At 62.7% G+C, this 12,023-nt stretch carries 11 protein-coding genes; 9 read left to right on the top strand and 2 right to left on the bottom strand.

The window, feature by feature from the left end; all coding sequences use genetic code 11:
* The first annotated feature begins 7 nt into the window (after positions 1 to 7).
* From JQC81_RS23085 to JQC81_RS23065, 5 genes are all read left to right on the top strand, one after another.
* Positions 8 to 904, top strand: a complete 897-nt coding sequence (locus JQC81_RS23085) for a polysaccharide deacetylase family protein (RefSeq protein WP_203274156.1) — start codon at positions 8 to 10, stop codon at positions 902 to 904.
* The gene (locus JQC81_RS23080; RefSeq protein ID WP_203274155.1) at positions 904 to 1,962 is read left to right on the top strand and encodes a DmpA family aminopeptidase; all 1,059 of its coding nucleotides are present in this window, start codon (positions 904 to 906) and stop codon (positions 1,960 to 1,962) included. Before JQC81_RS23085 ends, JQC81_RS23080 begins: the two co-directional genes overlap by 1 nt.
* Positions 1,959 to 2,933, top strand: coding sequence for an isoaspartyl peptidase/L-asparaginase family protein (locus JQC81_RS23075; protein ID WP_203274154.1), 975 nt, complete (start codon positions 1,959 to 1,961; stop codon positions 2,931 to 2,933). Before JQC81_RS23080 ends, JQC81_RS23075 begins: the two co-directional genes overlap by 4 nt.
* Before the next feature lie 95 nt (positions 2,934 to 3,028).
* Positions 3,029 to 3,883, top strand: a complete 855-nt coding sequence (locus JQC81_RS23070) for an oxidoreductase (protein WP_203274153.1) — start codon at positions 3,029 to 3,031, stop codon at positions 3,881 to 3,883.
* Between the two features lie 122 nt (positions 3,884 to 4,005).
* Complete coding sequence (locus tag JQC81_RS23065; protein WP_203274152.1) at positions 4,006 to 4,464, top strand: YbaK/EbsC family protein; 459 nt, start codon at positions 4,006 to 4,008, stop codon at positions 4,462 to 4,464.
* Between the two features lie 62 nt (positions 4,465 to 4,526).
* Here the strand turns inward: JQC81_RS23065 and JQC81_RS23060 are convergent, their stop codons facing one another.
* The gene (locus JQC81_RS23060; protein WP_203274151.1) at positions 4,527 to 5,675 is read right to left on the bottom strand and encodes a glycerophosphodiester phosphodiesterase; all 1,149 of its coding nucleotides are present in this window, start codon (positions 5,673 to 5,675) and stop codon (positions 4,527 to 4,529) included.
* A gap of 105 nt (positions 5,676 to 5,780) precedes the next feature.
* Positions 5,781 to 6,518 carry an FCD domain-containing protein gene (locus JQC81_RS23055; protein WP_203274150.1) on the bottom strand — a complete coding sequence of 246 codons (738 nt, stop codon included), beginning with the start codon at positions 6,516 to 6,518 and terminating at the stop codon, positions 5,781 to 5,783.
* Between the two features lie 374 nt (positions 6,519 to 6,892).
* Here JQC81_RS23055 and aldA point away from each other — a divergent pair, with 374 nt between their 5' ends.
* The 4 genes from aldA (at position 6,893) to JQC81_RS23035 (ending at position 12,019) form a co-directional block, all read left to right on the top strand.
* Entirely contained in the window at positions 6,893 to 8,365 is a 1,473-nt protein-coding gene (gene aldA / locus JQC81_RS23050) for an aldehyde dehydrogenase (RefSeq protein ID WP_203274149.1), read from the top strand.
* A gap of 75 nt (positions 8,366 to 8,440) precedes the next feature.
* Complete coding sequence (locus tag JQC81_RS23045; protein ID WP_203274148.1) at positions 8,441 to 9,421, top strand: ABC transporter substrate-binding protein; 981 nt, start codon at positions 8,441 to 8,443, stop codon at positions 9,419 to 9,421.
* A 71-nt stretch (positions 9,422 to 9,492) separates the two neighbouring features.
* On the top strand, positions 9,493 to 11,022 hold the full coding sequence (locus JQC81_RS23040) for a sugar ABC transporter ATP-binding protein (RefSeq protein WP_203274147.1): 1,530 nt from the start codon (positions 9,493 to 9,495) through the stop codon (positions 11,020 to 11,022).
* The gene (locus JQC81_RS23035) at positions 11,015 to 12,019 is read left to right on the top strand and encodes an ABC transporter permease (protein WP_203274146.1); all 1,005 of its coding nucleotides are present in this window, start codon (positions 11,015 to 11,017) and stop codon (positions 12,017 to 12,019) included. The genes JQC81_RS23040 and JQC81_RS23035 overlap by 8 nt, the downstream gene beginning before the upstream one ends.
* Positions 12,020 to 12,023: the final 4 nt, after the last annotated feature.

The raw sequence follows: 12,023 nt of genomic DNA, 5'->3' as shown, positions 1-12,023 counted from the left end.
GAGCACCATGGACGACATGAGCAGCCAGCCCTGGGCGTGGGATGAGCAAACCTGGCGCAACAAGGTGGACTATGTGCGCGCCGGCCGCTCGTTGAAGCCTACCCGATGGAAGAACGGCGCCCGCTGCGCAGTCGCTCTCTCGTTTGACTCCGACCATGAGACGAATGAGTTGCGTGATGGCGGAAAATCCATCGGTCGCATGTCCCAGGGCCAATATGGCAACCGCCAAGGCGTGCCGCGCATCCTGAGCGCTCTCGCCAAGTATGATGCCAAGGCAACGTTTTTCGTCCCGGCCGTCGCCGCGCTGCTTTATGAGGACGAGCAGCGGCGAGTCGTGGCAGAGGGTCACGAGATTGGCATTCACGGTTGGATCCATGAACTCAACAGCCAGCTGCCGTACGAGATCGAACGGGACCTGATGTTCCGCGCAACGGACACCCTGGAGCGGATCACGGGTGTGCGTCCGGTCGGCTTGCGCACTCCTTCCTGGGATTTCAGCCCGAGCACGTTGCGAATTGAGCGCGAGCTCGGCCTCCTCTACGATTCATCCCTCATGGCCGACGATGACCCTTACGAGTTGCTCGAGCAGGGCGAGCCTACCGGCATCGTGGAGCTGCCCGTCGAATGGATTCGGGACGACGCGGTCTATTTCAACATGCACCGCTTCAACGGCCTTCGCCCGCATACCCCGCCGACTGCCGTCTACGATATCTTCTTCCGAGAGTTCGAGCGGGCCTATGAGGAAGGCGGTCTCTTTCTTCTCACCATGCACCCCCATGTGACCGGCTACCGCTCGCGCATCTGGATTCTGGAAAAGCTCCTGGAGGAAGTCACCCGACGCTCCGACGTTTGGGTGGCAACCCATGCGGAAATTGCTGCTTTCGTGAAGGAGCAAGGCCTCTGATGCAACACACTGCCCGCGCCCGCGATGCCGGCTTGGCCTGCGGTACCCTGCCGACAGGCGAGTTGAACAGCATTGCGGACGTGCCGGGTGTTCGTGTCGGCCATCGCACTCTCGTGCATGGGGAGATCCGCACTGGTGTGACGGCCGTCGTTCCCCATGGCGGCAACCTCTATCGCGAGAAGCCGATGGCGGCCGTTCATGTGCTGAACGGGTTTGGAAAGAGCGCCGGCCTCATGCAGGTAGAGGAGTTGGGCACGATCGAGACTCCCATCCTTCTGACCAACACCCTCACGGTCGGCACCTGCTGCACAGCCCTGGTGCGCCATGCGATTGAGCACAACTCGGATATCGGCCGGGAGACCGCCACGGTAAATCCGGTCGTGTTCGAGTGTAACGACGGCTATCTCAACGACATTCAGACGCTCGCCGTCACCGAGGGGGATGCGCGCGCTGCTCTGGCGAACGCCTCCTCCCGTTTCGATGTCGGCTCCGTGGGTGCCGGCTGTGGCATGAGCACCTTCGGCTTCAAGGGTGGCATCGGCACATCGTCCCGGCGCCTCGATCTCGACGGCCAGAGTTTTCACCTCGGGGTACTCGTTCTCTCCAATTTTGGACGAGCCGGCGATCTGCGCCTTCCTGGCGGCAGAGTCGTCGCACCTCCCGAGGCTGAGAGGGAGAGACCCGCCACGGAGAAGGGCTCGATCATCATCATCGCGGCCACGGATATTCCGCTGAGCGACCGGCAGCTCAAGCGCGTCATCCGCCGCTCCGGTGTTGGGCTGGCGCGCCTCGGGACCTTTTGGGGTCATGGCAGCGGCGACATCGCGCTCGGCTTCACCACCGCCAATGTTCTCTCGCATGATGAGAAGGCGGCCCTGGTCGATATCCGCATCCTTAACGAGGATCGCATCGATCTGCTCTTCGAGGCCATGGCCGATTCTACCCAGGAGGCCGTACTCGATGCGCTCGTCGCCGCCGGCACCATGACCGGCCGCTCGGGACACTACCGGCCCGCGCTGACCGATACACTTTCTCTCATCGGACCCGTGACCTCATGACCAGCAGCACCACATCCGGCAACGACTTCGCGCTCGCCATCCACGGCGGCGCAGGAACGATCCTACGCAGCAAAATGACCCCGGAACGGGAGGCCGCCTACCACGCCGGTCTGCGCCGCGCCCTCGAGGCGGGACGCGCCGTTCTCGCCGACGGGGGCAGCGCGCTTGATGCTGCCACCGCCGCCGTGATGGCTCTCGAAGACGAGCCGCTGTTCAATGCCGGACGTGGCGCCGTCTACACCTCGGCCGGCAAGCAGGAAATGGACGCGGCCGTCATGGACGGGCGCGACCGCTCCGCGGGAGCCGTTGCCGGCATCTGCGGACCGCGCAATCCGGTTCTCGCCGCCCGGGCCGTGATGGAGCATTCCGGCCACGTGCTGCTCATCGGCGAAAGCGCCATGGAATTCTGCCGCCGACAGGGCCTGGCCTTCGAAGAGACTTCCTACTTCTACACGGAACAGCGCTGGCGGGCCCTGCAGGAGACGCTTGCGATGCGCCAGAGCGGGGCGGACGATCAAGACGAGTCGCGCAAGCACGGCACGGTCGGGGCGGTGGCCTGCGACCGGCACGGCAATCTCGCGGCGGCCACCTCCACGGGCGGCATGACGGCGAAATCCCCAGGGCGGGTTGGCGACAGCCCCGTCATCGGCGCGGGAACATGGGCGGACAACGAGACCTGCGCCGTGTCGGCGACGGGACATGGAGAGATCTTCATCCGCTATGCGGCGGCGCACGAGATCGCCTCCCGCATGCGCTATGCCGGCCAGAGCCTGGACGAGGCATCGCGTGCGGTCGTGATCGACATGCTCGCTCCGGCAGGCGGCTCGGGCGGCATCATTGCCGTGGACCGCGCCGGCAACGTGTCCCTGCCCTTCAACTGTTCGGGAATGTATCGCGGTGTCGTCAGAGGAGACCGCAGGCTCCTCACGGGGATCTATGACGAGCCTCTCGTCGACTTTCAGAAGGCTTAGCTTCGCTGGAAAATCGTGTTTAAGGAGCCGGTTCACCCTCAATGATCCGGCCCTATATGCCCTTGCCGCATCTGTCCGAGCAGAGGAGATCTCGCATGCCACTGAACGACAATCCCGTCTGGTTCATCACAGGTTGCTCCACCGGATTCGGGCGGGAGCTCGCTCAGATCGTATTGCGCCGGGGTTGGCGCGCAGTCGTCACGGCCCGCGACGTCGGCAGGGTGCAGGATTTGACCCAGAGACATGAGGATAGCGCGCTCGCTCTGTCGCTCGACGTCAACAAGCCCGATCAGATCGCTGCGGCCGTGAAAGCGGCCGAGGACCGCTTCGGCTCCATCGATGTGCTGGTGAACAATGCCGGCTATGGCTACCAATCCTCCATCGAGGAAGGCGACGAAGCCGAAATCCGTGCCCAGTTCGACACCAATGTGTTCGGCTTGGCCGCAATGACCCGCGCCGTGCTGCCCGGCATGCGGGCCCGCCGTCGTGGGCACATCGTCAACATTTCGTCCCAGGCAGGCTTCATCGGCTTCGAGGGATCCGGTTACTACGCGGCGACCAAGCACGCGGTGGAGGGTCTGTCCGACTCGCTCTCAAGGGAGGTGGCGCCGCTCGGCATCAAGGTGACCTGCGTCGAGCCTGGTCCATTCCGAACCGACTGGGCCGGTCGATCCCTGCAGCAGCGGCGTCCAATGATTGCCGATTACCAGAATACCGTCGGAGCCCGGCTTGAGGCTACCGCCAGCTACAGTGGCAAGCAGCCGGGCGATCCGGTGCGCGCCGTAGAGGCCATCGTAAAGGCGGTCGAGTCTGAGAACCCGCCTAAGCATCTGGTCCTGGGCTCCATCGCCCTTGAAGGCGTTCGGAACAAGCTGAAGGAAACCCTGGCCGAGATCGAAGCCTGGGCCGAAACGAGCCGTGGCGCGGACTATCCAGAGGGCGAGCGCTAGGAGCGGTTTGCACCCGCGGCAGGGTGGCGGCTATCATGCGGACCGTTCTCACACCTGTGTGGGGCGCCCGTTGTTGAGACGTGCCCTCACATCTCCGCCATTCAGAAGGGAGTCCACTGGCCATGAGCCTTGAATCCGTTCGCGCATTTCTCGCCCAGAATGCACCGGATCTAGAGATCATCGAAATGGAATCGAGCACCGCCACCGTTGCGCAGGCGGCGGAGGCTCATGGCGTAGACCCGGAGAAAATCGCCAAGACCCTGTCCCTGCGCGTCGGCGAGAAAAGCTTCCTCATAGTCACGAGCGGCACTGCGCGGCTGGACAACAAGAAGGTGAAGGCGACGTTCGGCGGCAAGGCGTCGATGCTGGATGCGGAGCAGGTCCATGCGCTGACCGGCCATCCCGTTGGTGGTGTCTGCCCCTTCGGCCTGGCAACGCCCCTACCCGTCTATTGCGACATCTCGCTGAAAGCATTCCAGGAGGTCGTCCCTGCTGCGGGCTCGATCCATACGGCCGTGCGCATCGATCCGCAGCGCATGGCCGATCTTGTCAGCGCCGAATGGGTGGACGTGTGCCAGTAAGGTGCTGAACATGCAAAAACCCGGCACCCTGCGATGCCGGGCTTGTCAGAAGATCCTGACGATCAGCGAGCCTTCACGGCCGTATCGGGGAAGTCGCTGAAGAGGCCGTCGACGCCGAGAGCGTAGAACGCCTTGTACTCGGCCGCCGGATCACCCTTAAAGGTCGAGGCCAGGCGCTTGGGCTCATTGCGGAAGGTCCACGTAAAGACTTGGAGGCCCGCGGCATGGGCGTCCTTCACGACGCTGGACGGTTCGGCGAGAACACGATCCTGCTCGTCCGCCTTGCCGTCACCATTGAGATCGTCCGCCTTGCCGTCGTTGTTCTGGTCAACCTGCTTGGTCGGGAGGATGTAGGGCTTCCACGGCGCCAGAATGTCGGCGTAGGACTTGACCTCGGCTAGGCCTTCCTTCGTCAGCAGATCCGTGTAGGTGCGCTTGTCGCCGACCACGACGAAATCATAGGGCTGGGCATAGGGCGCGTTGAGCACGATGTTGCCGTCCTTATCCACGTCCTCCGCGTCGAGCAGCTGCGCCAGCTTCACGTCGATTCGCGAGTTCAGATATTTCAGGTTCGCCACCTCGAAGCTCTGGATGACCACCGGAGCGGATGCGTCGGCCCAGCCGGCCTCCTTCAGGACTGTTACCAGCCGGTCTTCCAGCGGAAGCCCGAGGGCGGTATGGAAGGTCGAGTGTTTGGTCTCCGGAGCGATGCCGACGGGCTTCCCCCTTGCGGCGCCTTCCTTCTTGGCGAGGTCGATCACCTCCTGCAAGGTCGGAACCTGGAACTGGCCGTTCTTCGACTGATCGCGGTCGGACATGGCCTGCTTGGCGCGAAGCTGCTTGATCTCGGCAAGGGTGAAGTCGCCCGCGAACCAATCGGTCGTGTCGACACCGTCGACCTTGCGTGTTGTCTTGCGGGATGCGAACTCGGGCCGGTTCGCGACATCTGTCGTGCCGCTCAGCATGGGCTCGTGCCGGGCGATCAGCACGCCATCCTTTGTCACGACGAGATCGGGCTCGATGTAATCCGCTCCCATGTCGATGGCCATCTTGTAAGCCTCGAGGGTATGTTCAGGCAGATAGCCGCTGGCGCCACGATGGGCGACCACGATGGTAGGCGCGCCCGTCAGGGTCTTTTCCTGAGCCAGGGACGATCCGATCATCGCAGGCAGAATGGCAGTGACGGATCCGAGCAGTGCAAGATAGTTCATGGTCTCTCCTCCTGGACAGGTCCCTAGCGACGCTTCTGTGACGCCGTGATGACCGTCGCATCGCTGCAACTATCGCAGCCGTTCTCCGATGCAACAAGGGTCGGTTCAGCTATCCGACGGAAAGGTTGATCGCACGAACTCCCATGCAGCCACGAGATGACGGCGCATGGCTTCCTCCGCGTTGTCCGGGTCGCGTGCCTCGATGGCTTCGAGAACGGCCTCGTGCCCGGCGCAGTTCATCTGATCGATGCCTGCACCGCGTTTCATCGAACGCCAATGCTGAGTCAACCAATCCACGTAAGCCTTGTGGATCGCCGGGTAGATTGGATTGCCCGGAATTCGATAGAGCACCGCGTGAAAAGCAGCGTCAGTTTCATCGAACAGCACCGGATTTCCGATTGCCTCCCGATTGGCGTCAAGCGCCGCTCTGAGTTCTTCAAGGTCGTCACGCCGCGCGTGCTTGGCGGCCCAGCGCGCCAGCGCGGTCTCCATGAAGATCCGGGTCTCGAAGAGGTTCCAGACCCCCTTCCGGTCAATCATGAGATGACCGACGAGATTGCCCACCTTGTCGACGGCGATCTCGTAATCGGGCTTACGCACGATGGGACGGTGCCCAAGGCGCGTTTCAACGAGCCCGCGGTTGGCGAGCGATACGATCGCCTCCCGAACGGCCGCCCGACTCACGCCGTACCTCTGCATCAGATCGCGCTCGGCCGGAAGGCGCTCACCTTCCTGGAGACCGCCCGTCTCGATCATCCGCACCAGTTCGGCTGCGACCGCATCAGACCGTCGAGTCCCTACCCCTGTCGTGACGTGGCCATGCAGCCTCTCGCTATGGTCCATGGTCCCCTCGTGCGTAACATTCAGCAGTTGGCGCAACTTCAGCCTCCGCCAGAGCTAATCTGCAGGCAGCTGAGCCTAGCATATGGTCCGACCAAAATCCATTAGCATGCGACTCGGCCGCCAAAGATCCGCCTGAATCGAACCGCAAAACCGAAGCATCGACGCTGAGATGTTAGAACCGATGGGCCTTGACAGCTCACGACTGTCTGACCATCCTATTTTCGGTCGAACCAAATAGATCAGAAACTGACATTTGGTTTGACATTGCTCCGCTTGAGCAAACAGGGAGAGAGACTGGTGACGCCAACCCAAGGCACCCCTCTGTCGAACTCTGACCCGCGGTTCCCCCGGAGGGGATTTGGCGAGGGCCGGCCATGACAACTTCGGTTCAGGTTGGCCGCCAGGAGGCTGTGACGCATTATCAGATGTATATAGACGGGGCTTGGACTGAGGGCCGATCACAAGGACGGTCCGAGGTCGAGAATCCCGCCAACGAAGTTGTCTTCGCCTCCGTCCCGGCGGGAACAGCGGAAGATGCAAACGATGCCCTGGAGGCAGCGCGTCGCGCCCAGCCAGCCTGGGCTGCCCTGCCGCCCATCGTCCGTGCCGGCTATGTGAGCGACCTTGCTGCAGCCGTACAACGAGACAAGGCTCGCCTCGCCCGCATCGTGGTGCTGGAACAGGGCAAGCCCCTGAATCAGGCGGAAGGCGAGATCGACGCTGTCATCACCTTCCTGACCTTCGCCGCCGAGAGCGCGCGCCGCATCGAAGGCGATATTCTCCCGTCAGATTTCCAGAACGAGGAGGTCTGGATCCGCCGTGTTCCCTTTGGTGTTGTTGTCGGCTTGACCGCGTGGAACTACCCGGCGGCTTTGGCCGCCCGCAAGATCGGCCCTGCCCTTGTGGCTGGCAACACCATGGTGGTGAAGGGGCACGAATCGACACCCCTGTCGGCGCTCGAAATCGCCCGGCTCGCCCATGAGGTCGGAATTCCGAAGGGCGTGCTCAATGTGGTGACCGGTGACGGTCGCACGGTCGGTGATGCGCTGGTGCGCTCGCCGATCAGCGCCATGATCACCATGACAGGCAGCGTCCGCGCCGGGCGCGAGATCTATGCGGCAGGCGCTCATGAGCTGAAGGTCGTGCGCCTCGAACTCGGCGGCAAGGCGCCGTTCATCGTTCTCGACGATGCGGATATCGAAGCGGCCGTGGAAGCAGCCATCGTGTCGCGCTTCACCAATTGCGGACAGATCTGCACCTGCAACGAGCGTATGTATCTGCACAAGGCCATCGCGGAACCGTTCCTCGACAAGTTCGTGAGCCGCGTGAAGCAGATGCGCCTCGCCGATCCCATGACCAACCCCGACATGGGGCCGAAGGTGAACCGGCCTGAGGTCGACAAGGTCGAGGAGATCGTCAACGACGCCATCGCAGCCGGCGCAGAAGTTCTTGCCGGCGGGCGACGTTTGACGGAAGGCGACTTCTCCCGCGGTCATTGGTTCGAGCCGACGGTCCTGCGGGTCGATACCAACAAGGCTTCCGTCATGCAGCGGGAGATCTTCGGTCCGGTTGCCCCGGTCATGACGGTCGACAATTTCGAGCAGGCGCTGAGCTTCGCCAACGACAGCAGCTACGGCTTATCAGCCTATGTCTATACCAACGATCTTCGCCGAGTGATGCGGCTCTCGCGGGAGCTCGCCTTCGGTGAACTCTATATCAACCGCCCCTGCGGCGAGCTGGTTCAAGGCTTCCACAGCGGCTGGAAGCATTCCGGGCTCGGCGGAGAGGACGGAAAGTACGGTTTCGACGGATACCTGCGGAAGCAGACAACTTACGTCCGTTGGTGACGACCCGCAGCCATAAGGGCTGCGGAAATAGCTCAAGAACCCCGAAAAGGGGCATAAAAAACTTGATGGAGGAAGATGATGCTGAGAAGGACTTTCCTTGCCCTCGCGACGGGTGTTGCTGCCGTTGGTCTGGGACTTGGCGGCGTGTCCGCGCAGGAGCTGCCCAAGCTGAAGCAGAAAGAGAAGTACAAGGTTGGCTTCGCGCAGACTGAGTCGAACAACCCGTGGCGCATCGCGCAGACGGAGAGCATGAAGGCAGAGGCCGCCAAGCTCGGTCATCAGCTCGTCTACACCGATGCTGCCGGTTCCGCCGCCAAGCAGGTCGCCGACGTTAATTCGATGATTGCCCAGGGCGTCGACCTGATCTTCCTGGCTCCCCGTGAGGAGAAGCCCCTGATCCCGGCCGTCATGGCGGCGAAGCGCGCCGGCATTCCGGTTGTTCTCCTTGATCGCAACGTGGACCAGAGTCTCGCCAAGGCTGGCCGCGACTACGTCACCTTCATCGGCTCGGACTTTGTGGATGAAGGAAAGCGTGCCGCCGAAGCTTTGACCAAAGCAATGAATGGCAACGCCAAGATCATTCAGCTTGAGGGCACCACGGGCTCCTCGCCGGCCAATGATCGCCGCAAAGGTTTTGAGGACTACATCAAGGCTCATTCCGGCATGAAGGTCGTGGCCTCCCAGTCCGGCGACTTCGCCCGCGACAAGGGCCGCCAGGTGGCCGAAACGCTGCTGCAGGCTCATCCCGATGCGACGGCCATCTACGCCCACAACGACGAGATGGCCATCGGCGCCATTGCGGCGCTTGAAGCGGCCGGCAAGAAGCCTGGCAAGGACGTGATTGTCGTCTCGATCGACGGCACGCGCGATGCGCTCCAGGCCATCATCGACGGCAAGATGCTCGCCACCGTGGAGTGCAATCCCAAGTTTGGCCCGAAAGCGTTCGAGACCCTGGCCCGCTACGCCAAGGGCGAGCAGATCGAGCCCTGGGTGGTGAACACCGACCGCTTCTTCGACAAGTCGAACGCGACCCAGCTCATAGCGGACGCCTACTGAGATCAAAAGGCGCTGCCCATACGACCCGGCAGCGCCTTTCTTGCACGGCTCAACCCTTGAACGGAGCTTCCATGGCGCCGCTTCTATCAATGCATGGCATCGACAAGCGCTTCGCCGGCATACCGGCCCTGCGCTCGGCCGAGCTCGTGGTGGACAAGGGCGAGGTTCATGCGCTGATCGGGCAGAACGGCGCCGGCAAGTCCACGATGATCAAGATCCTGACCGGCTACTACAGAAAAGATGCCGGCGAGATCCTGTTCGACGGCAGGCCGGTAGAATTCTCCTCACCACAGGAAGCGCAGCGCTCCGGCATCAGCACGATCTACCAGGAGATCAACCTGGTGCCTTACCGGTCTGTGACGGAGAACATCTGTCTCGGCCGTGAGAAGCGCCGCTTCGGCCTTCTCGACTGGTCTGCCATGCATGCGGAGGCGCGGGCTCTTCTTGCCCGGTTCAACATCGATATCGACGTGCGCCGTCCGATCATGACCTATCCCACGGCTGTGCAGCAGATGGTTGCCATCGCGCGCGCGATCGGTTTTAAGGCCAAGCTGGTCATCATGGACGAGCCCACTTCCTCTCTCGACGAGCGGGAGGTCGAGGTTCTGTTTGGCGTGATCCGTCAGCTCAAGGAGGCTGGCGTATCGGTGATCTTCGTGAGCCATAAGCTCGATGAACTCTACGCCGTCTGTGACCGCGTGACCATTATGCGGGACGGTCGCACCATACAGGTCGCCCCGATGGACCAGCTATCCCGGCTCGATCTCGTGACCTCCATGCTCGGGCGCGAGTTGTCGCAAGTGCTGCATGATGGACTTGACTCGGCCAATGCATCAGGCGAGGCGCGCGAGCCTGTGCTGAAGGTCCAGAACCTTGCGGTAGGCCGCAAGGTTCATGATGTGAGCTTCGAGGTTCGGCCTGGAGAAATCGTCGGTCTTGCCGGGCTCCTCGGTGCAGGGCGCACGGAATCGGCCCGAGCCGTTTTTGGAGCCGACAAGGCCGATCGCGGCACCATTGGCTTCAGTGGACGCGAGAATGCGATCTCAGCACCATCGGATGCTATTCGGGCCGGCATGGGCTTCTGCTCCGAGGATCGCAAGCTTGAGGGCATCATTCCCGACATGTCGGTGCGCGAGAACCTGACGCTCGCACTCATGCCGCAGCTGGCCCGGCGCGGCATCGTGGACGAGGCCCGCAGCCGCCAGATCGTCGACAGCTTCATCAAGCGGCTCGGCATCCGTTGCGCCGGACCGGAACAACGAATCCGCGAACTTTCCGGTGGAAACCAGCAGAAGGTGCTTCTCGCCCGCTGGCTGTGCATGAACCCCAGGCTCCTCATCCTCGACGAGCCCACCCGCGGCATCGATGTCGGCGCCAAGGCCGAGATCCTCGGCCTGATCCGGGAACTGGCCGGACAGGGCCTCGGCGTCCTGATGATCTCGTCGGAACTGGAGGAGGTCGTGGAGGCGGCTAGCCGCATCTTCGTCCTCCGGGACGGCCGCACCGCAGCCGAGTTGAAGGGCGACGCGGTGAACGAGCAGAGCGTCATGGCCGCCATGGCACACGGGCATGAGGACACCCGGGAGACGGTGGATGTCTGACACGGCAACCACTCTGCCTCCGGCGGCCCAGAGAGCACCCCGTTTCGGTGTCAGAAACATCCTGACGCGCTACGGGTCCTGGATCGCCCTGGTGCTCCTGATCCTGGTCAACCTCGCGATCACGCCGAACTTCGCCACCTGGCAGACCTTCAACGTCAACCTCACGCAGGTCTGCGCCATCGTGATCGTCGGTGTCGGGATGACCCTCGTCATCGCCACGGGCGGCATCGATCTCTCTGTGGGCGCTCTCATGGCCATCGCAGGCGCGATTGCACCCCTGATCTTCCTCGGCAAGCTCTTTCCCCTGCCCCACCCTGCCATCGGCATCGCACTGGCCTTCGTGGTGCCGGTTCTCATCGCTGCGGCACTCGGCTGGTTCAACGGCTGGCTCGTGACGCGGCTTAGCATCCAGCCGATCATCGCAACCCTTGTACTTTTCATTGCCGGACGTGGAATCGCCCAAGTCTTCACCAACGGCAATCTGCAGGTCTTCAATCTGCCGAGCTTTCAGTTCATCGGACTTGGGCGCGTCTTTGGAATCCCGTTCCAAGCCATCCTGATGATCGTCATCGTGGCCGCGGCAGCCTGGATGCTCAGGCGCACCGTTTTCGGTCGGCAGATCCTCGCAATCGGCGGCAATGAGAGGGCCGCCCGCCTTTCCGGCATTCCGGTCGCTTTCGTCAAACAGCGGGTCTATCTCATCAGCGGACTACTGTCCGGCATCGCCGGGCTTATCGTCATCGCCCGCAACTCCGCCGCAGACGCCAATCTCGTCGGCCTCGGAATGGAGCTTGATGCCATTGCGGCGGTGGCTGTCGGGGGAACGCTCCTCACCGGCGGGCGGGCCACGGTGATCGGCACCCTGGTTGGAGCGCTTATCATTCAACTCGTCCGCTACACGCTGCTAGCGAACGGCGTTCCAGATGCAGCCGCCCTCGTGGCGAAAGCCGCCATCATCGTGCTGGCCGTCTGGCTGCAGCGACAGAGCCAGCGGTGAGGTT

Origin of the sequence: Microvirga arabica, from assembly GCF_016811235.1 — a bacterium.
Taxonomy (GTDB): Bacteria; Pseudomonadota; Alphaproteobacteria; order Rhizobiales; family Beijerinckiaceae; genus Microvirga; species Microvirga arabica.
The sequence above is the reverse complement of the archived record's forward strand: the minus strand, read 5'-3'. Positions and strand labels throughout refer to the sequence as shown.